Here is a 25,175-nt window from a genome sequence, read left to right on the forward strand (position 1 = left end):
CTACTTATTATAGATGAAATAGGCTATTTACCAATTGACAAGCAGGGAGCTAATTTATTATTTCAATTAATTAACAAAAGGTATGAAAAAAATTCTACAATAATTACTACTAATCAACCATTTAGTAAATGGGGAGAAGTATTTTCAGACATAACACTGGCAAATGCTATCTTAGATAGGCTAATTCATCATTCAAGTATTATTAAGATTACAGGTCCATCTTATAGGCTGAAGGATAAAATTGACCTGGTAGAAACTAAAAAAAGTACCAATAATTAATTCTAACAATCATACATTTTGAGATTCTAAAAAACATGCATTTTGGGATTGACATTTACATTTTTCTAAGGCAAAATGAATTGGAGTTGATTTAAAGTCCAAATTAGCCTTCATATAGCGTTATTATATGTTATTGATATAAATATATGATTGATACCAAAATAATCATATATTAGGGCAAATTAGAGCTCGTATTTTTGCACGTATTTATCAACATGTATATAATTATAAATAAGTATTAATATTTAGAAATAAAAAACATGGTTTACATAAATATATTATGTAAACCATGTCTAGGATTACTTAAATCTATTTTTCTCCAAGTAAATTTTTGATTCTCTTAATACCTTCCTCAATGTTTTCCATTGATGTAGCATAAGATAATCTTACGTAATTGTCATCCCCGAAAGCAAGGCCTGGAACTACTGCAACTTTACATTTCTCTAGAAGTAGATCTGAAAAATCAACTGACGAATTTATTTTTACACCTGCTACTTCTTTTCCGATATATTGTGAGCAATTCATCATTATGTAAAAAGCACCTTTAGGAATATTACAAGTTATACCTTTTATTTCGTTAACCAACTTTGTCATTCTTAATCTTCTACTGTCAAATTCCTTTTTCATATCGTTTAAACTATCTTGAGGCCCTGAGAGCCCTTCTACGCTTGCATATTGTGAAATACTACAAGGATTTGATGTCGTATGACTTTGTAAATTTGCCATTATTGTAGCTATATCTTGATTTGCTGCCGCATACCCAATTCTCCAACCAGTCATTGAATATGCTTTAGACATACCATTTATGACAATAGTTAAATTCTTAATCTTCTCGTTTAGAGAAGCAATACTAATATGTTCTTCGTTATCATAAACTAATTTTTCATAGAGTTCATCAGAGATAACAAATATGTCATTTTTTACAGCCCATTCTGCTATGTCAATTAGTTCTTCCTTTGAGTACACAGATCCTGTTGGATTATTAGGACTATTTATTATAATAGCTTTGGTTTTATCTGTTTTTACTTTATCTAAATCATCAGAATTGAATTTAAAACCATTTTGTTCTTTCGTTTCTATCATCACAGGTTTTCCACCTGCTATGGAGACTAATTCTGGGTAGCTTACCCAGTAGGGAATGCCAAAAATTACTTCATCAAGGGGATTTAAAATTGCCATTAATGCATTATATATTGAATGCTTTCCTCCATTAGAAACAACGATTTGTGATGGTGTATAATCTAAGTTGTTATCATTTTTGAATTTTTTACATATAGCTTTTCTTAATTCTAAAGTACCACTTGCAGGTGTATATTTAGTTATTCCTTTTTCTATCGCTTCAATACCTGCTTCTCTAATATTCTTTGGAGTGTTGAAATCAGGTTCTCCAATACTAAAACTAATTACATCTTCTCCAGAACTAATCATAGATTTTGCTTTTGCATCAATAGCAAGTGTTACTGAAGGTTCAATTGAAAGACCTTTTTTTGATAAACTTGGCAATACAATCATCTCCTATATATTATTTATGTTATTGCTCAAAGAATGAATAAATATCTTTGAGAGTAAACTTAATTATATCATAAGAATCTAGAATTGATTCTAGATATAATTTCTTTAAATTATTATAGTGTTCTATACCTTTGTCAGTTATACTATATATTTTTATAGTTCTTTTTACTGGCTCCTCCCACTGTCCTATTATAAATTCTTCTTCTTCAAGCTGATTTAATATAGGATAAATCAATCCGGGACTGGGCGTCCATTTTCCATGCAACCGTCTACCTATTTCCTCTTTAAGATAATTACCATAGCAACTTCTGCTCGATAATATATGTAATACATAAAGCTTAGTAAACGAGGTAGTACTTATTGTTGAAGGGAATTGCCTTTGCCTTGTCACATTATTACTTTCATCTTTGTCATTCACTGCAATCAATCCTTTACAATTATAAACTATAGAATTTATATAAGAACTCCATTTTTAAACAATTCTATTTTATCAATATCTGTGTAATACTTGCCTAATATTTCAATATCTCCATGATAATCAGATCCACCTGTTGCTATTAGATTATTAATTTTACAATACTCTAAAAATTTCTTTTCATCAATTTTTGAATGTTTAGAAGTAAAACACTCAATTCCTTTAACACCCAATTTTACAGCCATATCAATTATTTCTTTATTCTTAATAATTCCTGGATGTGCTAGTATAGGTATACCATTTGTAACATTTATCAAATAAATACTCTCTTCTAAAGTCAATTTTTTTCTGTTAACAAATGCTGGTTTTCCTTCTGCTAAATATTTATCAAAAGCTTCTTTTATATCTTTTACATAGCCCTCTGAAACAAGTTTTCTTGCAATTAATGCTCTACCTATGAAACTATTATTGTTTAATTTAGATTCTTTGATAATTTCTTCTTTATTTATCTTCATACCTAAAGATGAGAGCTTATCAATTATCTCTAATCCTCTGTAAATACGATCTCTTTTTAGTGAAGAAAGGCTTTCATTGAGCAGTGCGCTTTCGTAATCTAAGAAATAACCAAGTATATGAATTTCTTCGCCTTCTACATCTGCTCCAAGCTCAATCCCTGGGATAACAGAAATATTTTTTTTATCAACAGAATTATTTTTAATGTACTTTATTGCATCTATTGTATCATGATCAGTTATAGCAATGCCATCTAAATTATTAATATATGCTTTATTAAAGATATCCTCTACAGAATATAAACCATCTGAATAGTTAGTATGTATATGTAAATCAAATCGTTTCATATAATTTCTCCTATAATTTAAAAAACAAACCTGCAATATGGGCAGGTTTGTTTAATTTTCAATTTTTATTTTGCATATTCTATAGCTCGAGTTTCCCTAATAACGTTTACTTTTATTTGCCCAGGGTAATCAAGTTCTGATTCGATTTTTTTTACAATTTCTCTTGCAGTGTGAATAATTTCAGCCTCACTTATTTGTTCTGGTTTTACCATGATTCTTATTTCTCTACCTGCTTGAATAGCAAAAGATCTTTCGACTCCTTCAAATGAGTTAGCAATTTCTTCAAGTTTTTGAAGTCTTTTTATATATGCTTCCAATGTTTCACGTCTAGCTCCTGGTCTAGCTGCAGATATTGCATCTGCTGCTTGTACTAGTACGGCTTCAACTGTTTCAGGCTCTATATCTCCATGATGTGCAGCAATAGCATGTATAACTTCGCTCGATTCTTTGTATTTCTTCGCTAATTCAATACCGATATCTATATGAGGGCCTTCATATTCGTGATCAACACCTTTGCCAATATCATGGAGTAAACCACCTCTTCTTGCAATTTTTACATCGGCACCTAATTCAGCTGCCATCATTCCAGCAAGCTGAGCAACTTCCACAGAATGTCTTAGTACATTTTGACCATAGCTTGTTCGGTATTTAAGTCTACCCAATAATTTTATTAATTCAGGATGTAAACCGTTTACTCCTGCTTCAAATGCAGCTTGTTCTCCTGCTTCCTTCATTGAGTTTTCAACTTCTTTTTGAGCTTTTTCTACCATTTCTTCAATTCTTGCAGGGTGGATTCTGCCATCTACAATTAGCTTTTCTAATGCAATTCTAGCTACTTCTCTTCTAATTGGATCGAATCCAGATAAAACTACAGCTTCTGGAGTATCATCAATAATTAAATCAATACCAGTTAATGTTTCCAGTGCTCTAATGTTTCTGCCTTCTCTACCTATAATTCTGCCTTTCATTTCATCATTTGGAAGATTTACAACAGTTACTGTAGTTTCTGCTACGTGGTCTGCTGCAACTCTTTGTATAGTCCTCGAAATAATTTCTCTGGCAGTTCTGTCAGCCTCATCTTTTGCTTTAGCTTCCATTTCTTTAATCATCATCGCTGATTCTTGTAATATTTCTTTTCTTGTTTCATCCAATAATATAGATTTAGCTTGATCTACAGTTAAACCTGATATTTTTTCTAATTCTTTTGTCCTTAGCTGATAAAGTTCCTCAATTTCTAATTCTTTATCTTCAAGATTTTTAATTTTCTTCGAAATCGTTTCTTCTTTCTTTTCTAACATTTCACTTCTTCTGTCAAGAGATTCTTCTTTGTTTAGAAGCCTCTTTTCCAATTTTTGAATTTCATTTCTTCTTTCTCTGATTTCTCTGTCTAAGTCACTTCTCGATCTGTGAATCTCTTCTTTGGCTTCCAATAAAAGCTCCTTTTTACGAGCTTCGCCTTCTTTAATTGCATCTTCAGTTATTTTTTTTGCTAGTTCTTCGGCATTATTTATTTTTCCTTCACTAATATATCTTCTTATTAGATACCCAACAATAACACCGATGACTAATGCTAATACAGCATAAATTAACTTATCAATAGTTAACACCTCCGTCATATTTAATTTTCAAGTTCCATATAATAATACTATTAAATATTAATGCAAAGTTACATTAAAAATCAAGTACAATCATCCGCCTTAGATTGTACGATATCTATTTATATTACATATGGGAATGCACATCTTAATTTTATAACTTTTGTATTAAACTGTCAACTGTTAAGAGCTTGTGATTGGTTTTACAACACTTACTGAACCATTCAAATCGACTCTATAAGAAACTTCAGAAAGAGCTGCAAGATGTTGATTATGAGTAACCATAATTATTTGCCTATGAAACATTTCTGATGTCTGCTTCATAAATTCACCTAAATTATAGATATAGTCCTCACTTACATGTTTAGCAGGTTCATCAAGTACTAAAGGACCCTCTATTGATGGTTTGTGTGTTTGTAAAAACGCTATTCTAAGAGCTAGGGAAACTATATCAACGACTCCCCCGCCTTTTGATATTTCTGGCTTGGTTTTTAACGAAAAATCTTCAGTTTCATTTATTACATAGAATTCAGCACTAGCTTTGCTTCTTAATTCTTCAATTTCAATTTCAAATTTTATGTTTGATTCAAAAATATATTGCAAGCACTTAGTGACAATTAATTCAATTTGGTTTTTAGCTTGTGCTCTTGCATATTCTGATGTCTTGTTAAACAAAACAAGGACTTCATCTAAAATTTTGAGATCTTCATCTGATTTTTCTAAATCTATCAAAATTTTTTCTTTGAGTTCTAGTAAATTTTCTCTTTTACCCTGCTCTTTATTTACAAATTCACCGAGTGCATAAACATCATTTTTTAATTTTTCAAGCTCAATACCCATAATTATACCTACTTATTCTCTAATAAATTTTTAGGCAACAATTCATTTGCCTCTCTAAACATATTTTCTATTTCTACTTTTAATTTATTTATTTCTTGTTCTAAATCTTCTGGTTTTATTCCCAACTTATTTAATTCGCTTATTAGTTCCTCCTCTTGCTTTTTAAGTTGTTCTAATTGAGCTTCAGCTTTATATTTTAAATTAGTAGCTTTATTTAAATCATCTTTTAATTTACTTAGTTCTTTTTCATAATCCATTTTTTACCCTCCTAAATGATATTTTATGATATGTTCTATCTTATCATTATCAATGTCACTTAAACAATAAGGACATTTCTCGTAATTACTTAATATGTTTTTATATTTGTAAATGATAATTTCTTTATCTTCATCTAATTTTTCTATTAGATTAGATAAATGTGAAATATCGTTTTGCAATTTTAATATTTTTTTGTTATATGAATCTAAATCTATAAGCAATTTTATTTTAGAAGATATTTCGCTAATTTTTATCTGACCAGTAAATTCGTCCAAGCTATCATTAATTTGTGATAAATAGTGGATTTTTTTATTAATTTCAATTAGTTTAGAATGATATTGAATTATTTTTAAATACAAACTACTTTTATAATATAATTCATTGTAAATATCATTTACTTGATCAATATGTTTTAAACTTTTCATTAAAATTATATAAATATTTTTATCTCTTATGACTTTATTGTATTTAGAATTAAGGTTTGTGAATTCATTATAATTTCTAATTCTATATTCCAAACTACTGAATATTTTGTTGACTTTAGGTAAGGTAATTAATGAGCTTAATATTTCTTCTGTCATTATAATTCTTTCATTGTTTAAGATTAGTTTTTCGTGAGTTTTTTTGATGCTATTGTACTTAATTATTTCATTTGATAATCTATCAGATATAATGTTTATTTTATTCAAATCATTTAATTTAATTAGTATCAATTCAATGTTTTGTTTATTAGACAATATAGAATTCAAATTAGATTTCAAAGCTAATAATTTCTCTAATTTTTTATTTTTGTCATCCAAAATATTTAGCCTATTTCTTAGTTCGTTATAAGTATTTGATAAATCATCTAAATATTTGTAACTATCTATTTCATTATTTATATTTTCAAGAGATTCCTCTAAATTTCTCTTTTTTGCGTTGATGTTCTTAATGTCTCTTACCGCTTCTTTAATAGCATCGTCCAATATATTAACTCCGACTAATCTACCAATTGCATTTGCTCTTGTAGATGTTTTTTCAGATAATAAGAATGGTCCTTCTAATTGCTCGCCAATATTTATAGATGCAGATTCACCAGAGTCTAGCTGTATTTTTTGTATTCCAATAGTTTCTATGATTTCATTTGGTACGCTATTTCCAATACCCTCAAATACCAATTCTTCACCGCTAGGATAAATGAGAGAATAACCATTTTTGCTTCTTGTTCGATATCTCTTTAGAATAAATCCATCATTAGTATGAATTGTAACGCTGCACTGGGTTTCATTTTCTCTTATGAAATAATCTCCAGAAGGTTCATTATATAAAACCCATTTTAAAGCTCTAATAATTGCTGATTTTCCTGAATCTGATGGACCAACTATTACGTTCATGCCTTCATTAAATACAAGTTCCGAGTACTTATGTGACTGAAAATTTTCTAATATTAATTTTGTTATATATTTCATCCTATCACCTATATATTCTTCATTTGAGCTATTGCAATCCTTTTTAATGCTTCTTCTTTTACTTTTTCATTTACATTCTCGGATATAGCTACTTCTATTAATATATCATTTATATCAACTTTATCAAAATTTAAAGCAGAATCGATTGTTTGCTTAAACTCCATTATTCTCTCATTTCTGTATATATTTTTTTCGAGCTCTGTTCTATCTAGTACTTCGTAACCTGATTTTGCAACCTTTAAAGGAATAAGTTCTATCGAGATAGTTTCATCAAGTGTAATTATTGCGACCTTAGGCATTCGTTCTATTTCTTTTATGCTATTGGTTATCCTTACAAGACTTCCAGGATTTATGAAATATTTATTGTTCTTAAATATTACTCCATATCCTGCATGATAGTGTCCGCTTAAAGTTATATCAGCTTTAGTTTCTAATATATCATCTATTAAAGTATATGGTATACCGGTTATAAAAGGTCTATCCAATAGCATACCATGAACAATATTAATTGAATAATTGCAATTAGAATCTACTGTGTCTAGTATATAGTTAGAAATGCTCGAATCTATGTCATAAGTATAAGGTCTACCTGTAACTTGAACTCTTACATTATCTTTTTCTAGTATTATCTTATCTGTATCTTTTATGATGTTTAAGAAATTCAAATTACCTAATAACCCTAGCATAGTTCTATCTAAAGTAGCAGGGTTCAATCCAAATATATCATGATTTCCACTAATTATATATATAGGTTTATTTATTTTCTTTATTATATTTGCATATTTAGTTACAGTTAATACTGAAGTGTCTGGCCTATCAAACAAATCTCCACCATGGATTACATAATCTATTCCATATTCATCTACGATTTCAGTTATTTCTATCAATTTTTCTTCTAAAGTTTTTGGAAAGTCGTCTTTTCTATTCTTGGGATTTGAGCTCCTCAAATGAGTATCTGTAAAAAACAATATTTTCATATTATCCTCCTATTTTTTAAAGCCTCCCATGTATAGAGGAGGCTTACAATATGTCTATTCGGATTTGATTAATTCACTATCTTCAGCTTCATTACTATCTTTTTTCCCTAAACCATACTTTTTTCTAACTGTATTTTCAATCTCTTGATAGATCTCTGGATTTTGTCTTAGAAATTCTTTAGCATTCTCTCTGCCTTGTCCTAATTTAATATCATTATAACTAAACCATGACCCTGCTTTATTAATAATGCCTGCATTCACACCAGCATCTACAATGCTTCCTTCTTTTGATATCCCTTCTCCATACATAATATCAAATTCAGCCTGTTTAAATGGTGGAGCAACTTTGTTTTTTACAACTTTAACTCTTGTTCTATTTCCAATTATATCTTCACCTTGTTTTATGGAATCTATTTTTCTCACATCTAGCCTAATTGAAGCATAGAACTTTAAGGCTCTTCCACCAGTAGTTGTTTCAGGATTACCAAACATTACTCCTACTTTTTCTCTCAACTGATTTATAAAGATACAAGTAGCATTTGATTTATTTATTGCACCTGCTAATTTACGTAAAGCTTGGGACATTAACCTTGCTTGCAATCCAATATGGCTATCGCCCATCTCGCCTTCGATTTCAGCTTTAGGAACTAAAGCTGCAACAGAGTCTATTACTACGACATCTATAGCACCACTTCTGACAAGTGCTTCTGTGATCTCTAAAGCTTGCTCACCTGTATCTGGTTGAGAAATTATTAGATTATCTATGTCTACTCCTAATTTTTTTGCATAATTTGGGTCTAGTGCATGTTCAGCATCTATAAATGCAGCTATGCCACCTTCTTTTTGAGCTTCAGCTATGACATGAAGCGCAATAGTTGTTTTCCCTGAAGATTCAGGTCCATATATTTCAATTATTCTACCTCTAGGCACACCACCAATACCTAGTGCTATATCTAAATCCAGTGAGCCAGTAGATATATAATCTAAGTCTAATTTACTAGCTTCTCCTAGCTTCATTATAGAGCCTTTGCCGAATTGCTTTTCTATCTGACTTATCGTTAAATCTAGAGCTTTTTTCTTATCTTCCATTTCTACCATTATATCCCAGATAAACTGGAGTCACCCCTCTCCTATATACGAACATTAGTTCTAAATACATATTACACTAAAGTTAATTTAAAGTCAACTTATTGTTAAGTTGAACTATTAATTTTATGAGAGTTAAGCTGGCAATTTTATGTTGAATCGCTTCTCTCGTGCCATTAAATTGATTATAAAAAATAAAATGATTATCTTTTGTATATATACATATGTAGTTTTCTCCAACTTTTTTTTCTTTATCAGCAGTAGGTCCTGCAAAGCCAGTAGTAGCTATACAATAATCAGACTTAGTTTTCTCGTATAACCCTTTTGCCATCTCAAAAGCTACCTGTTCGCTCACTACACCATATGAGTCAATAGTATTTCTAGAAACACCTAATTCATCAATTTTAGATTCTATCGTATAGGCCACAATACCTCTCTCAAGTACTTCAGAAGCTCCAGGTATTCTTGTTATTTTTGAAGTTATAATACCTCCAGTTACCGATTCTGCGATACTGATTTTTTGTCCTGATTTCTTTAATTTATCTACAGCCATTTCTTCAAGAGAACTATAATTGAAACCATATATATGATTGTGTATTTTTGAATCAATAATGCTAATGACTTGTGACATTTTAGAATTTAAATCATCAAGGTTATTATCTTTACCGATTATTTTAATTTCAACAGCACCATATGAAGCGTAGGTTGCTATTTCTATTTCTGGATAATGGAGTTCTATTTCTCTTAAAATTGTTTCTAATTCAGACTCACCTATCTCAAGAGTATTTATTGATTTTGTAGCCAGAAAAATATCAGTTTTCAATTTCGGTAAGACATGTTCTTCAAACATTGGTATTAATTCATTTGGAGGCCCTGGTAACAAAAATATTTTATTGCCATTTAATTCTATAAATAGACCAGGTGCAGTGCCATTGTTATTTGGTATTAGCTCTGAATTTTTTAACTTTAAAGCTTGCTTATAGTTATTAGCTGTCATTTTTTTGTTGTTATGTGAAAAATAGTTTTCTATTGTTTGTTTTGTATTTTCATCTAATTCTAAATTTATGCCAAACAATTGTGCTAAAGCTTCTTTAGTTAAATCGTCTTCAGTTGGTCCTAGGCCTCCTGTTACAATTACTAAAGTAGCTCTTTCAACAGCATTCTTCAAAGCTAACTTGACTAATTCTATATCATCTATTACAGCAGTTTGGAAGATTGTCTCTATTCCTTTTTCGACTAATTTCTTACATATATATACAGAATTAGTATTATCTATGCTGCCTAATAATATCTCTGTTCCTACATTAATTATCTCAGCTTTCATAATTGTGTCACCTTCATAAAATATTATATATCATCTAGATTCAATATTTTAATGTTTTTTTGAACATAGTCAATACCTGATAAAACAGTAAAAAACAACGAAATATACAGCATTATATAGTCTAATTGAATACCGATATAGCTAAATGGGAAATTGTTTAGCAATAACAAAATTATTGCAATAAGTTGAGTGATCGTTTTGATTTTACCCCATTTGCTTGCAGCAATTGTCACTCCATTTGACGCAGCTAATACTCTTAGCCCTGATATAATAAATTCACGAGCTAGTATAATAATTACTACCCACGAAGGGATTTTTCCTGTTCCTACTAGTAATATGAATGCAGAAGTGGTTAATATTTTATCAGCTAGAGGATCAACAAATTTACCAAAAGTAGTAACCAAGTTTCTGCTTCTGGCTATATGACCATCTATTGAGTCAGTTATTGAGGCTATAATAAATATTGCCAGAGCTATATACTGACTGTATTGGAAATCCAAATAAAAAAACACAATAAATAATGGTACAAGTAAAACACGAAGAATTGTAATTTTATTTGCTAAATTCATTTTCAACAACCCCCATTAAATCATATTCTATACTATCTACTATGTGCACATTTATAAATTGACCCAATTGCAATGGAGAGCTTGATTGAATAAAAATTACGCCATCAATTTCAGGGCTATCCATGTAGCTTCTCCCTTCATACAAGCCATTCTCAATTTCATTATCTACTAGAACTCTGTAAGTCTTGCCTATTTTATTTCTCAATAACTCATTTGATATCTGTTTTTGAACTTGCATGATCCTTTCCAATCTATCTAATTTTACTTCTTCATCAATCTGATTTGGATAATTAAAGGAAGTAGTACCTTCCTCTCTTGAGTATGGGAAAACACCTAATTTATCAAATTTAATTTTTTGTATAAAGTCATATAATTCATTAAAATCGTCTTCTGTTTCCCCTGGGAAACCAACTATAAATGTTGTTCTAATTATAACTTCAGGAATTTCTTTTCTTAATTTTTCGATTAAATGCACTATAGATTCTTTATTCGTACGTCTATTCATAGCTTTCAAAACATTATTATTTATGTGCTGCAATGGAATATCTAAGTATTTCGCTATTTTTGTATTGCTTTTTATGCTGCTAATTAATTTGTCATCAATATGGTCAGGATATAAATACATTAATCTTACAAGAAAATCACCTTCTATTTTTTCTATTTCATTTAATAGCTCATATAGCCTATAATCGCCATATAAATCTATTCCATAATCAGTTGTGTTTTGTGCAATTAATATAATTTCTTTAACATTATTGTTGACGAGATATTTTATTTCAGATATTATATCTTCTATTTTTCTACTTCTATTTTTACCACGTAATTTAGGGATTACACAATATGTGCAATTATTATTACATCCTTCAGATATCTTCACATATTGTACGAAAGAGTCTATTTCCCTTTTAATATTCTCAGGATATATATTGTTTATATTATCTACTATAACCTTTTTTTCATTAGTATCTAAATCGTTTAATATTTCATTTATCTTATTAATATTGCCAGTTCCTATAATTGCATCTATTTCCGGCATTTCACTTATCAGTTCATCTGGATATCTCTGTGCTAAACAACCAGTTAAAACAAGATATTTACAGGACCCATATTGTTTTAGTCTAGTTAAGTCTAAAATTGCATCAATCGACTCAATTTTTGCTGCTTCTATAAATCCACATGTATTGACAACTATAATATCAGCATTTTTTTCATTTTCGGTAATTTCATATAAATTTTTGTCTAACATTGATTTCATGATATTAGTGTCTACTTCATTTTTTGAGCATCCTAAAGTCTCAAAATATATTTTGCGCGTATTCATTAAAATTATTCCTCCACATCTTCTTCTGTTAGTAATACTTTTCTAGGCTTACTACCCTCGTAACCTCCAACGACTCCTCTTGCTTCCATTGAATCGATCAATCGGGCAGCTCTTGCGTAACCAATTTTAAATCTCCTTTGCAACAATGATATAGACGCTGTTTGTTCTGAGATTACTAATTCAATGGCTTCCCTTAAAAGCTCATCATCTTCCTCATATTCTGAAGAATTTAAGTTCGAACTGACTTTCTCAATGATATCTATATCATAAGATGTTTCATTTTTTTCTTTTAGATAATCAACAACTTTTTCTACCTCTTCATTTGAAACAAATGCACCTTGTATCCTTATGGGCTTTGAAATACTGGAAGGGTAAAAAAGCATATCTCCTTGTCCTAATAGCTTTTCAGCACCTGCCATATCAAGTATTGTTCTGGAGTCAACTTGAGAAGAAACAGCAAAGCTTATTCGTGATGGAATATTTGCTTTTATAGTACCAGTTATTACATCAACTGACGGTCTCTGTGTTGCAACTATTAAATGCATACCTGCTGCTCTAGCCATTTGTGCAAGTCTAGCTATATAGTCTTCAACTTCATTTGCACTTACCATCATAAGATCCGCTAATTCATCAATTATGATAACAATTTTTGGAAATTTGTCAGCAGTATTTCTATATTTCTTATTATACGAATGAATATCTCTGACATTATTTTGTGCAAACAGCTTATATCGTCTCTCCATTTCGGTTACAGCCCAATTCAAAGCATGAGATGCTTTCTTGGGATCAGTTACTACAGGTATTAAAAGGTGAGGTATGCCGTTATATATATTCAGTTCTACAACTTTTGGGTCAATTAGAAGCAGTTTTACTTTATCAGGTGAGTTCTTGAATAATAGACTCATTATAATAGTATTTATACAGACACTTTTCCCTGATCCAGTCGCTCCAGCAATTAAAAGATGTGGCATTTTTTGAATATCTGATACAATAACTTTCCCAGTAATATCTTTGCCCAAAACAAAAGCTAGATCTGAGTTTGATTCCATGAATTCCTTACTTGAAAGCATATCTTTCAATGAAACCATGTCTTTATATTTATTAGGAACTTCGATGCCTACTGCAGACTTTCCGGGTATAGGTGCTTCTATTCTAATGTCCGGCATAGCAAGGCTTAAAGAAATATTGTCTGATAGTGAAACAATCTTACTTAACTTTATACCAGGAGCAGGTGTTAGTTCATAACAAGTAATTGTTGGGCCAATATTTATATGTGTTACTGAAGCTTCTATGCCAAAATTCTTCATCGTCTCTTCAATTATTCTTGCATTATTGATTATTTCTTTTTTATCATTGTTTTCATTCTTGCTTATAGAGTCATTAAGCAGATTTATGCTTGGTAGAGAATATTGAGCTATGCTTTTAGGTTTAGCATCTATCTCATTTTTCAGGTTGTATTCTTCAGATATGTCATCTATTTTTTTAGTTTTTTTCTTTTGACTAGTTATTTCTTGCTTTGTATTTGAATTTGTATTTGAAGATGTGTAATCTGTTATTTGTAAAATTTGATTCACTGATTTATCAGCCATATCATTGGTGTCGATGTTAACCTTATTACTAATTTTTTCTGTATTTTTATTACGTAGTTTTGTATAAATCTCAATTAAATTATTTTTACCTATTAAATGGAATAGTAAAACTAAACTTATAAAACCTATGATTATAAATGTCCCTATATTACCAAAGAGTTTATAGAATAGAAAACCAAGCATGCCCCCTGTTATACCCCCGTTGATTTTGATACCTGGATTATGAAATATATAAGATATTTTTTCTATAAAATTTAAACTGACATCATTACTACTATCAAAAATAATTAACAAAGATAAAAACAAAACAATTAATGATGTAAATTTATACTTGTTGTTTTTATCTATAAGTAATAGTATTGACAATAGTATCAATAAAAAAGGGAAAACATAGGAGCCTGTGCCAAATAGTACATATAAAATATGTTTCAAAGAATTTCCCACAATTCCAGTTTTTTCAGTAAAAAAACTAACAAGAGCCAAAATAGATAACCCTATTAAAGCTATCGCAATTATATCTTGATGAATTTTAAAACTTTTCCTTTTTCTAGCGCTATCATTTAGTTTGTCCCTTGAAGTTTTCTTATTAGTTGTCATGTTACCACCTATCTTAAATTATTTGAGATATTATAACTATTATACCAATAATCCATAGATATATCGAAAAATAATGTAATTTTTTATTTTCTAGTAGTTTAACAAGTGCTTTTATTGCAAATACTCCAGCAATTGCTGAAATAATTACGCCAATAAAAATAGGAAGCTCAATTGTTACAGCAGAGCCATCTAATACATCTTTCATTCCCAATATAAATGATCCTAAGACAGCTGGAATTGATAATATGAATGAAAATTCAGTAGCTACGCTTCTGTCAAAGTCTCTCAATAGAGCACCTACAATTGTTGAACCAGATCTTGATATCCCTGGAAATATTGCGATTCCCTGCATTAATCCAACAAATAAAGAATCTTTAAAAGTAACATCTTCTATTTTTTTATTTCCATTGCCTCTTCTTTCGGAGAACCAAAGTAAAAAACCTGTGATTATGAATGCTATACCTATTGGAAGTACAGAACTAAACATATTTTCAATAAATCCTTCTAATGCTAGACCAATTATTGCAGTAGGTATAGACGCTACTATAATCAACAAAGCGAATTTTTGGTATTGATTTAGAATGGGTATAGATTTTTCTTTTATAATTGTGAATATTAATTTTATAAATTCAATAACCATTAATCTTATATCTTTAAAATATACTATAAAAATTGAAACCAAAGTTCCAAAGTGAAGCATCTCAGCAAAAAATAGATTCCCTTCTTTAATGCCAAATAATTGTTGTAACAATGCTAAATGCCCTGAACTACTAATAGGTAGAAATTCCGCAATTCCTTGAAATAATCCTAATATAATCGCTTCTAGCCAACTCATGTAATACCTCCTGAATGTAAAAGATAATGTTAATTATTTAAATGCCAGTGTGTCCAAAACCATTCTCGCCTCTTTTAGTTTCGTTTATTTCATCAACTTCAATTAGATCAGCTCTTTCATATTTAGTAAATATCATTTGTGCTACTCTATCTCCATTATTTACTATGAATGGTTCGTTTCCAAGATTTATCAATATAATTTTTATTTCACCCCTGTAATCACTATCAATAGTACCTATACCATTTGCAAGTGTTATTCCATGATTTAATGCTAAACCACTTCTGCCTCTAATCTGGGCTTCATAGCCATTAGGTATTTCTAAGAATAATCCTGTAGGTATTAAAACTCTTTCAAATGGATTTATTACTATTGGATCACTTAAATATGCACACAAATCTAGTCCTGCAGCTCCGACTGTTTTGTATTCAGGTAAATTATTAGAACTCTTATTCACTATTTTTACTTGCATTTTATCCTCCTAAGAAAATATATCATGTATGTTTTGCTCAAATTTAATTTTATTTTTAATATTTCCAACATAAGTTAAAAATACCTGATTTAAAGTAAAATATTTATCTATAAATTTTGACACGCTTTCTTCAGATATTTGATTTATTTGATTTATTATTTTATCATCAGCATCAATAAATCCAATATCTAACAACTCTTTTCCATTATCATACAACTTGTTAAATGGATTTTCAATACTTAGAAGGTAATTACCTATTAACTGCTCTTTATATTTATCTATATGATAAGCGCCAATTTTATTCTTATATAAATTTACTAATTCTTTTTTTATAATTTCAAGCACATCGATTGCATTTTTACTATCTAATGCTACATATATCTCCAATAATCCTGCATCTTTATATGTTTCTACACTTGATTCTATCTCATACGCTAACCCAAGATCTTCTCTAATAATTTGATACAAAATTGAACTCATACTTCCACCAATATAGTTGTTCACCAGCAATCCTTCAAAATAATCATTGGAGTAAGTTGAACAATATGGAATTGCAAAACACAAATTTAATTGTTCAGTTTTCTTTACTTCGCCTTTTATTACTACCTTGGATTGGCTTGATGGTATGTTATTTTTACTAGTCTCATCGCAAAAATTGTTATTTCTAAATTTTTCAAATTTATTATTTAATTGGTAAATGATATCTTCCGTATCAACATTACCAGCAATCGATATTACAAAATTTTCTCCATTATATCTATTGCGATAATATTTAATTATTTCATTTCTACTTATATTGTTAACTGTGTTTTCAGTACCTAATATAGGAAATGAGAGGGGGTTGTCTTTAAACATAATTTCACTCATCATTTCAAACACTAAATCATCAGGCAAATCTTTATACATCTTTATTTCTTCAATTATAACTTTTTTTTCTTTCTGTATATCTGCCTCTAAAAAAAGCGAATTCATCAGCATGTCATAGATTATGTCGATTGCTAAATTCATATGTTTATATGGAACCTTTGCATATATAAATGTATGCTCTTTTGTTGTAAAGGCATTTATTTGACCACCAACAAAATCTATTTCTTCTGCTATTTCTCGACTGCTTCTATTTGTGGTACCTTTAAACAACATATGTTCAATGAAATGTGATATTCCAATATTATCTTTAGTTTCATATATTGATCCACTTTTTACCAGAATACCAATTAATGCGGAATTAATATATTTATTATCATCAATAACTACTTTTATTCCATTATTTAAATTAGTTGTTAGCATTATGACCTCCTTAAAGAAAACAAACATGAACCAAAGGTTCATGCTCCTTATTAATTATCCGTCGATTCTTGATCGCTTTCTTTGTTTTCATTATTTTCATCAGATAGCAATGCCTTCCTAGATAGATTTATCCTACCCTGATTATCAATTTCTATTACTTTAACTAATATCTCATCACCTACTGAAACTATATCTTCTACTTTGTTTACTCGTTCTTTTGCTAATTGAGAGATGTGAACTAAGCCTTCTTTGCCATTTAACACTTCAACAAAAGCACCAAAAGTAGTAATTTTTGTCACCTTTCCGAGATAAATATCCCCAACTTCTATCTCCTTTACAATGTTTTGAATTAGTTCTATTGCTTTTTTTGCGGCGATGGAATCATTTGATATAACTGATACTCTACCATCATCTTCTATGTCTATTTTAACGCCTGTCTCATCAATAATTTTATTTATTACTTTTCCACCAGGGCCAATAATATCTCTAATTTTATCAGGATTAACTTGTAAAACAGTTATTCTCGGTGCATAAATAGATAATTCTTCTCTTGGGGCAGAAATGGTCTGCATCATTTTATCTAATATAAACAGTCTGCCAATTCTTGCTCTTTCCAATGCTTCTTGTAATATTTTTTCATTTATTCCATCTATCTTTATGTCCATTTGAATAGCAGTTATTCCTTCACTTGTTCCAGCTACTTTAAAATCCATGTCGCCGAGATGATCCTCTAAGCCTTGAATGTCCGATAAAATAGCAACTTTATCTCCTTCTTTAATTAAACCCATCGCAATTCCAGCAACTGGTGCTTTTATTGGTACACCTGCATCCAATAATGCTAAAGTTGAACCACAAACACTTGCCTGTGAAGTTGATCCATTTGAACTCAATACTTCAGAAACAAGTCTTAATGTATATGGGAACTCGTTCTCTGGAGGGATTACTGGTTCTAATGCTCTTTCTGCCAAAGCACCATGTCCAATCTCTCTTCTTCCAGGACCTCTTGATGGTCGAACTTCACCTACTGAATACGCAGGAAAATTATAATGGTGCATGTATCTTTTAGATTCTTCTTCTCCGAGGCCATCAATAATCTGAACATCGCTAGATGCTCCTAAAGTTGCAATGGTTAAGACTTGAGTTTGCCCTCTGTTAAATAATCCTGAGCCATGTGTTCTAGGTAATAGGCCTACTTCACAACTTATTGGTCTTATCTCGTCTAATTTTCTATTATCTGGTCTAATACCCTTTTCGATAATTTGTTTTCGGACTTCTTCTTTCATAATCAATTCGAAGACTTCAGATATATCTTTTTCTGTATCTGGATATTTTTCTAATACAATTTCTGTAATTTCATTTTTTAAATTTTCTACATTTTCATCTCTTTGTGTTTTATCAACAGTATTTAAAGCTTCAATAAGCTTATTAGTTGCAAGTTGTCTTACTAAAGATTCAACATCTTTACTAGGCATAAATAATTCATATTTAGATTTCTCTTTTCCACAATCCTGTACTATTTCGTTAATAAAATCACATATTTTTTTAATTTCATCGTGACCTTTTAAAATAGCCTCAAGCATCACTTGTTCAGTTACAAATTTTGCGCCTGCTTCTACCATCATTATAGCATCTTTAGTTCCAGATACTGTTAAATTAATATCTGAAATTTCTCTTTGTTCACTATTTGGGTTAATAATAATTTCTCCATTTACTCTCCCTACTTGTACTGAGCCAGTTGGGCCATTAAAAGGAATATCGGAAATTGATAATGCAATTGAAGAACCTATCATAGCTGCGATTTCTGGACTATTATCTTGATCAACTGATAAGACCGTTGCTACTACTTGTACATCGTTTCTAAACCCTTCAGGGAATAGTGGTCTAATAGGCCTATCTATTAACCGTGATGTAAGTATCGCTTTTTCACTAGGTCTACCTTCTCTTTTTATAAATCCTCCAGGAATTTTTCCGACTGAATACAGTTTTTCTTCATAATCAACACTTAAAGGGAAAAAGTCAATTCCTTCTCGTGGCTGTTTTGACTGAGTAGCTGTTACTAGGGTAACAGTATCTCCATACCTAACAAGGCACGAACCATTAGCTTGCTGTGCAACTTTTCCAATAGTTATGCACAGTTCTCTGCCTGCGAGCATATATTTATATATTTTTTCCATGAGCTACCTCCAATCATTTCTCATTATATAAACTAATAGAGCGGGAAGTCCCGCTCTAATTTAACCTCTGATGCCAAGTTTTTCAATTAAAGAACGATATCTTTCAATATCTTTATTCTCTAGATATCTGAGCAAACCTCTTCTTTGACCAACCATCTTTAAAAGACCTCTTCTTGAGTGATGATCTTTTTTATGTGTTTGTAGGTGATCATTTACTGAATTGATTCTGTAAGTTAAAAGAGCTATCTGAACTTCTGGTGAGCCAGTGTCTCCTTCATGAGTTTTATACTCTTCGATTATTCTGTCTTTTTCTTCTTTTGTTAACATTATTCCACCTCCATTAATATAATTCGCCGTTATCAAAGCTATCGCTGAGGAACGAGCAGCTTTGATAAGGTAACTGACATTATGATATTATCATATACTCTAGAAATTGTAAATCACATTTTTCTTTTTTATATAATTTACATCTTCTTTCATTCGATTAACTAAATCATCAACTTTATCAAAATTAATCTCAGGCCTAATATATTCAATAAATGATATGTCGATTACATCACCATAAAGTGAATCATTAAATCCAATAATGTGATTTTCAATCTTCAATGATTTTTCCTCAAAAGTTGGGTTAAACCCAACACTTGTAGCGCTTTTATAAGTTTTATCACCAATAGTAGTTAAAGTATTGTAAACACCATTTTTTGGAATTACAAAATTGTCTGTTAGTTTGATATTAGCTGTTGGAAAACCTAATTTTGTACCGATACCTTTTCCATGAACTACTTCTCCTTTTATTGTATAGAACCTACCTAATAACTTATTTGCAATATCTATTTTCCCATAAGTTATTAAATTTCTAATGAGTGTACTACTTACGATCTTATCTTCATAGTATATAGGGTTTACTATTACAGCTTGCATTCCATTTTCAGAACATATCCTCTTTAGTGTATCAGTATTTCCAGATGCTTTATATCCAAACTTATAATTATATCCAACAACTACAGATTTGCAATTAAGTTTGTCAACTAATATATTGTTGATAAATTCTTGTGGTGATAATTTCATAACTTCTTCATTAAATTTCATTAAATAAACATTTTCAACTCCAATACTTTCCAAAATATCAAGTTTTTGCTCATTGTTACTTAGTAAACTAGGAGAAGTATTGCTAGTTATACTTTTCGTGTGATTTTCAAATATTAAAACAGACGGTATTAAATTATTGTTTTTTGATATTTCAATCATTCTTTTAATCAAATTTTGATGACCGATATGAATCCCATCGAAATTTCCCAACGCTATTGCAGTTTCTACAGTGTTATAATAATCTTGATTTAATTCTATTATATTCATTGATTACCACCTAGTAAAACTTTTTTCATTTTTAGTATTGTCTGATTGTTAATTAATGCTATCTGACCTATTCCAATGAATATATTATCAGAATATACTCTTAGATTAGTATTAGGAAGGAGACTGTAAGTTGGCTCAACTGATATGCTATTACCATTACATAATTTTACAAAACATTCTTTATTAACGTCGATCCTATCCATATATTCAATGGCTTTATCAATTGGTATTAGAAAGCTAAATTTATTTTCTTCGTGAACAAGGTTATTTAATAAATCATCGTTGATTGAATTTTCTATTTTGAAATTGCCAACTTTAACTCTCTGTAAAAATGACATGTAGCCAAAAGTACCTAACTTGATGCCAATGTTATCACACAGCGACCTTACATAAGTTCCTTTTGAACATTTAACTTTAAAAATAACCTTCTTATTATCCATTATCTTAATTATATTTAAACTTTTAATATTAACCATAGATGGTTTTCTTTCGATTTCTATTCCTAATCTTGCTAATTCATATAATTTTTTTCCTTTTACTTTTTTAGAAGAAAACATAGGAGGTACTTGTTCGATTTCTCCTTCGAATTGTTTAAATGCATCTATTATTTGATTAGATGTAACTTTCTTATTTGATTCGGAAATTGGCTTTCCTTCTTTATCAAAAGTATCCGTTCTTATACCTAAAGTCAACTCTGCAATATACTCTTTATCATGTTCAATAAGATATTCAGAAATTCTAGTTGCATTTCCAACTAGCATTGGAAGAACTCCACATGCCATTGGATCAAGGGTTCCTATATGTCCTATTCTTTTTATGTTCATAATCTTTCTTACAATGTTTACTGCATCGTGAGATGTAATACCTGAAGGTTTATAATAATTCAAGACACCATTCATAGTAAAATTCCTCATATATAATTTTTAATAACTTCAATTATTAAGTTTTCGGACTCATCAATACTTTTTTCTATTGTGCAACCTGCTGCTCTCAAATGTCCTCCACCACCAAAGTGACTACATATTTTATTTGCATCAACATAGTCTTTGGTTCTTATGCTAACACGAGTTAGGCTTGTAGTAATTTCCTTAAGCAATACAGAAACTTCAACTGTTTCTGTATCTCTTAAAAATTCAACAATTCCATCTGAATCTTCAGGTTTTGCATTTGTTTTGCTTAGATTTTCCAAAGTTACTTTTGCAATTGAAACTTTGTTGTCACACAATAACTTTGTTGTGCCAACAACTTCGATAAATAACTTTGTGCGTTCAAGAGATCTATTTTGGTATAATTTTTTATTGATATAATATGCATCTATTCCTGTATCTAAAAGTTTTGAAACTATGATATGAGTACTTGATGTTACATTTTCATACATAAATCTACCGGTATCTGTGCTAATCCCTGCGTATATACATGTTGCTACATTTTCATCAAGTGGCAATTCAAGCTCTTCTATGAGTTTGAAAATTATCTCGCTCGTTGATGATGCTTTTGAATCAACTATGTTTATATTTCCAAAGTTTGTATTGCTTATATGATGATCTATGTTAACTACAATTCCTGAATTTGATAAATATCTTTTATTATCGCCAAGCCTTTCAGGATCGCTGCTATCTAACACAAATAAGATATCAAATTTCAAATCATCTTCTACTTTTATTATTTTGTTTACATAAGGCAGAAACAACAAATCGTTAGGTACGTAATCAGATTTTAATATTGTCACAGTTTTACCCAATTTTTCTAGTGAAATACCAAGTGCTAATATAGATCCAATGTTATCACCATCAGGGTTCAAATGTGATACTATGCCAACATTATTTGATTTGCTTATTTCGGTAGATAAACTTAGCTTCATTGAATTATTCATTTTCAGAATCCCCATCATTTTGTTCTATACTAACATTTTCTTCATTTGATACTTTTTTTATGAGATTTGTCATGTAAATAGCATGTTCTATACTATCATCAATATAGAATATAGGCTCAGGCGTAATTCGAAGGCTTATTTTATCGCCAATAGCTTTTCTTATATATCCCTTTGCACTCTCAAGACCCTTCAGAGTATCTGATTTTTCATCTTCGCTACCTAGCACCGAAACGTATATTTTTGCATATTTTAAGTCTTTTGTAACAACTACTCTGTTCACGCTAGCCATTTTACTGATCCTAGGATCTTTTATATCATTTAGAATCAAATCAGCAACAACTCTTTTTACTTCTTCTGAAATTCTATTTATCCTTTTGTCATTCATTTTCAACACCTCTAATTACTATCGACTTCTTTTAGAATATAAGCCTCTATGTTGTCTCCTTCTTTGATGTCATTGAAATTTTCTAAAGCTAAGCCAGCTTCAAAGCCAGTCTGTACTTCTTTAACATCATCTTTAAATCTTTTTAACGATGAAACTGATCCATCATAGATGACTACATCATCTCTTAACAATCGAATTTTTGAATTTCTTGTAATCTTACCATTTAGCACATAGATGCCTGCAACAGAAGTTCCATTTGGAAGTCTGAACGTAGCTCGAACCGTTGCTCTACCTAAGACTTCTTCGACTATTTTAGGAGCATGCATTCCTTTTATAGCTGCTTGAATATCTTCTATCGCTTCATAAATTACTCTATATGTTCTTATATCGACATTTTCTTTTTTTGCAACTTCAATAGCATTCAAATTTGGTCTGACATTAAAACCAATTACAAGTGCGTTTGATGCAGAAGCTAACATTACATCGCTTTCTGATATACCACCAACACCGCTATGAATGATGTTAACTCTTACTTCATCTGTCTCTAATTTACTTACAGATTGACTTAATGCTTCAATTGAGCCCCTAACATCTGCTTTAATTATTAAATTTAGCTCTTTTAATTCACCTTGTTTAACTCTTTCAAATAGATCATCTAAAGAAACTTTTGTTGTTTGTTTTATTTGTTGCTCTTTGAGTTCATTCTTTTTTAAATCGGCTAAATGCCTTGCTATTTTTTCGTTTTCAACAGCATATATCATTTCACCAGCATTTGGTACTTCTGATAGACCTATTATCATAACAGGGATAGATGGAGTTGCTTTCTTAACTTTTTTACCTTTATCATCAAACATTGCTCTGATTCTTCCACTAGCAGTACCTGATACAACCATATCTCCAACATTTAAAGTGCCTTTTTGTACTAACACAGTTGCAACAGGACCTTTTCCTTTATCTAATTGTGCTTCGATTATTGTCCCAACAGCTTTTCTATTAGGATTTGCTTTTAATTCTTGCATTTCTGCTACTAATAAAACCATTTCAAGCAAATCTTCTATACCTATTTTATTTTTCGCAGATACTGGAACCATTATTGTATCACCACCCCAGTCTTCTGCTAAAACACCATTTTCGGCTAATTCTTGTTTAACTCTTTCAATATTAGCCTCTGGTTTGTCAATTTTATTTATAGCTACAATTATTGGAACATTTGCAGCTTTTGCATGAGATATAGCTTCTATTGTTTGTGGCATTACTCCATCGTCTGCTGCAACAACAAGGATTGCAATATCAGTTATCTTAGCTCCTCTAGCACGCATCGATGTAAATGCTTCATGCCCTGGAGTATCTAAAAACACTATTTTTTTATTGTTTATATTAACAGTATAAGCTCCAATGTGTTGAGTTATTCCACCGGCTTCTTTTCCTGTGACATTTGTATGCCTTATTGCATCTAATAATGAAGTTTTACCATGGTCAACATGGCCCATTACTGTTACAACAGGAGGCCTTGGCAATAGATCTTTAGGATCATCATCATAATCTAATTTATCAATCTCTGATTCTTCTTCATTTTCATTAGTTGAAACATTGATTTTATATCCGAATTCTTCTGCTACTAGCTCAGCAATTTCAGCATCAATAGTTTGATTTTGCGTAGCCATTATACCCAATGGTATAAGTTTTGATATAATTTGAGCTGGATTTAATTGTAATTTTTCGGCTAATTCTTTTACTGTAGTTTCAGTTTCAATTTGTATTGTTTTTTCTATAGTCTTCTCTATCATATCTTTATTATCTATATTATCTTCCTTAAAATGATTTTTTTTCTTGTTAGTTTTTTTATGTTTGGTTTTCTTTTCTACAAATTCTTCGCTTACTTCAGAATTAGTGCTATTTTCTTCTTTATCTTCTATATTATCCTCAGTATCATCGCCTATCTTTTTTTCCTCTTCTAGCAATAATTCTTTAATTAATTTAGCATCTTCTTCATCAATAGAGCTCATATGACTATGAACATTTATATTGAGCTCAGATATTTTTTCAACTAATTCTTTACTTGACATATTCAATTCTTTGGCTAATTCATAAATTCTAATTTTCCCCATCTTAACACCTCCGATTTT

The 25,175-nt window shown here is 30.2% G+C and carries 24 protein-coding genes; 1 reads left to right on the plus strand and 23 read right to left on the minus strand.

All coding sequences use genetic code 11. The features are described from left to right. The coding region (locus tag BO51_RS03475; RefSeq protein WP_496484012.1) for an ATP-binding protein at positions 1–279 on the plus strand (279 nt) is incomplete at its 5' end. 309 nt (positions 280–588) lie between these two features. Here the strand turns inward: BO51_RS03475 and BO51_RS03480 are convergent. The 23 genes from BO51_RS03480 to infB all read right to left on the minus strand — a co-directional run bounded on the left by BO51_RS03480 (position 589) and on the right by infB (position 25,157). Next, positions 589–1,782, minus strand: coding sequence for a pyridoxal phosphate-dependent aminotransferase (locus BO51_RS03480; protein WP_496484014.1), 1,194 nt, complete (start codon positions 1,780–1,782; stop codon positions 589–591). A 28-nt stretch (positions 1,783–1,810) separates the two neighbouring features. Continuing rightward, positions 1,811–2,209 carry a PadR family transcriptional regulator gene (locus BO51_RS03485; RefSeq protein ID WP_496484016.1) on the minus strand — a complete coding sequence of 133 codons (399 nt, stop codon included), beginning with the start codon at positions 2,207–2,209 and terminating at the stop codon, positions 1,811–1,813. Between the two features lie 35 nt (positions 2,210–2,244). Continuing rightward, the gene (locus BO51_RS03490; protein ID WP_496484018.1) at positions 2,245–3,066 is read right to left on the minus strand and encodes a PHP domain-containing protein; all 822 of its coding nucleotides are present in this window, start codon (positions 3,064–3,066) and stop codon (positions 2,245–2,247) included. A gap of 65 nt (positions 3,067–3,131) precedes the next feature. Continuing rightward, positions 3,132–4,682 carry a ribonuclease Y gene (gene rny / locus BO51_RS03495; RefSeq protein WP_496484019.1) on the minus strand — a complete coding sequence of 517 codons (1,551 nt, stop codon included), beginning with the start codon at positions 4,680–4,682 and terminating at the stop codon, positions 3,132–3,134. Positions 4,683–4,844: 162 nt separating this feature from the next. Further along, positions 4,845–5,501 carry a P-loop NTPase family protein gene (locus tag BO51_RS03500; protein ID WP_496484021.1) on the minus strand — a complete coding sequence of 219 codons (657 nt, stop codon included), beginning with the start codon at positions 5,499–5,501 and terminating at the stop codon, positions 4,845–4,847. Positions 5,502–5,509: 8 nt separating this feature from the next. Next, the gene (locus tag BO51_RS03505; RefSeq protein ID WP_496484023.1) at positions 5,510–5,758 is read right to left on the minus strand and encodes a hypothetical protein; all 249 of its coding nucleotides are present in this window, start codon (positions 5,756–5,758) and stop codon (positions 5,510–5,512) included. 3 nt (positions 5,759–5,761) lie between these two features. Further along, positions 5,762–7,207 (minus strand): AAA family ATPase, encoded by a 1,446-nt coding sequence (locus BO51_RS03510; protein ID WP_496484025.1) that lies wholly within the window; start codon positions 7,205–7,207, stop codon positions 5,762–5,764. 8 nt (positions 7,208–7,215) lie between these two features. Then, positions 7,216–8,184, minus strand: a complete 969-nt coding sequence (locus BO51_RS03515) for a metallophosphoesterase family protein (protein ID WP_496484027.1) — start codon at positions 8,182–8,184, stop codon at positions 7,216–7,218. Positions 8,185–8,238: 54 nt separating this feature from the next. Continuing rightward, on the minus strand, positions 8,239–9,273 hold the full coding sequence (gene recA / locus BO51_RS03520; RefSeq protein ID WP_496484137.1) for a recombinase RecA: 1,035 nt from the start codon (positions 9,271–9,273) through the stop codon (positions 8,239–8,241). Positions 9,274–9,355: 82 nt separating this feature from the next. Next, positions 9,356–10,594, minus strand: coding sequence for a competence/damage-inducible protein A (locus tag BO51_RS03525; protein ID WP_496484029.1), 1,239 nt, complete (start codon positions 10,592–10,594; stop codon positions 9,356–9,358). 23 nt (positions 10,595–10,617) lie between these two features. Further along, a complete protein-coding gene (pgsA, locus tag BO51_RS03530) occupies positions 10,618–11,163 on the minus strand; it encodes a CDP-diacylglycerol--glycerol-3-phosphate 3-phosphatidyltransferase (RefSeq protein ID WP_496484031.1) in 546 nt (181 codons plus the stop codon). Continuing rightward, the gene (gene rimO / locus BO51_RS03535; protein ID WP_496484032.1) at positions 11,147–12,484 is read right to left on the minus strand and encodes a 30S ribosomal protein S12 methylthiotransferase RimO; all 1,338 of its coding nucleotides are present in this window, start codon (positions 12,482–12,484) and stop codon (positions 11,147–11,149) included. The genes pgsA and rimO overlap by 17 nt, the downstream gene beginning before the upstream one ends. A gap of 5 nt (positions 12,485–12,489) precedes the next feature. Continuing rightward, on the minus strand, positions 12,490–14,670 hold the full coding sequence (locus tag BO51_RS03540; protein WP_496484034.1) for an FtsK/SpoIIIE family DNA translocase: 2,181 nt from the start codon (positions 14,668–14,670) through the stop codon (positions 12,490–12,492). A 13-nt stretch (positions 14,671–14,683) separates the two neighbouring features. Then, positions 14,684–15,505: an undecaprenyl-diphosphate phosphatase gene (locus BO51_RS03545; RefSeq protein ID WP_496484036.1), complete on the minus strand. Its 822-nt coding sequence runs from the start codon at positions 15,503–15,505 to the stop codon at positions 14,684–14,686. 37 nt (positions 15,506–15,542) lie between these two features. Beyond that, entirely contained in the window at positions 15,543–15,974 is a 432-nt protein-coding gene (dut, locus tag BO51_RS03550; protein ID WP_496484037.1) for a dUTP diphosphatase, read from the minus strand. A 9-nt stretch (positions 15,975–15,983) separates the two neighbouring features. Continuing rightward, positions 15,984–17,261: a M16 family metallopeptidase gene (locus BO51_RS03555; protein ID WP_496484038.1), complete on the minus strand. Its 1,278-nt coding sequence runs from the start codon at positions 17,259–17,261 to the stop codon at positions 15,984–15,986. Between the two features lie 50 nt (positions 17,262–17,311). Continuing rightward, positions 17,312–19,435 carry a polyribonucleotide nucleotidyltransferase gene (locus tag BO51_RS03560; RefSeq protein WP_496484039.1) on the minus strand — a complete coding sequence of 708 codons (2,124 nt, stop codon included), beginning with the start codon at positions 19,433–19,435 and terminating at the stop codon, positions 17,312–17,314. 60 nt (positions 19,436–19,495) lie between these two features. Continuing rightward, positions 19,496–19,762: a 30S ribosomal protein S15 gene (gene rpsO, locus BO51_RS03565; protein ID WP_496484041.1), complete on the minus strand. Its 267-nt coding sequence runs from the start codon at positions 19,760–19,762 to the stop codon at positions 19,496–19,498. 99 nt (positions 19,763–19,861) lie between these two features. Beyond that, positions 19,862–20,791 (minus strand): bifunctional riboflavin kinase/FAD synthetase, encoded by a 930-nt coding sequence (locus BO51_RS03570; protein ID WP_496484043.1) that lies wholly within the window; start codon positions 20,789–20,791, stop codon positions 19,862–19,864. Continuing rightward, positions 20,788–21,690: a tRNA pseudouridine(55) synthase TruB gene (gene truB / locus BO51_RS03575; RefSeq protein WP_496484045.1), complete on the minus strand. Its 903-nt coding sequence runs from the start codon at positions 21,688–21,690 to the stop codon at positions 20,788–20,790. Before truB ends, BO51_RS03570 begins: the two co-directional genes overlap by 4 nt. Before the next feature lie 11 nt (positions 21,691–21,701). Next, positions 21,702–22,664: a DHH family phosphoesterase gene (locus tag BO51_RS03580; protein WP_496484047.1), complete on the minus strand. Its 963-nt coding sequence runs from the start codon at positions 22,662–22,664 to the stop codon at positions 21,702–21,704. Beyond that, a complete protein-coding gene (gene rbfA, locus BO51_RS03585) occupies positions 22,657–23,049 on the minus strand; it encodes a 30S ribosome-binding factor RbfA (protein ID WP_496484049.1) in 393 nt (130 codons plus the stop codon). Before rbfA ends, BO51_RS03580 begins: the two co-directional genes overlap by 8 nt. 11 nt (positions 23,050–23,060) lie before the next feature. Next, complete coding sequence (infB, locus tag BO51_RS03590) at positions 23,061–25,157, minus strand: translation initiation factor IF-2 (RefSeq protein WP_496484051.1); 2,097 nt, start codon at positions 25,155–25,157, stop codon at positions 23,061–23,063. Between the last annotated feature and the right edge of the window lie 18 nt (positions 25,158–25,175).

Source organism: Soehngenia saccharolytica DSM 12858 (genome assembly GCF_059568515.1).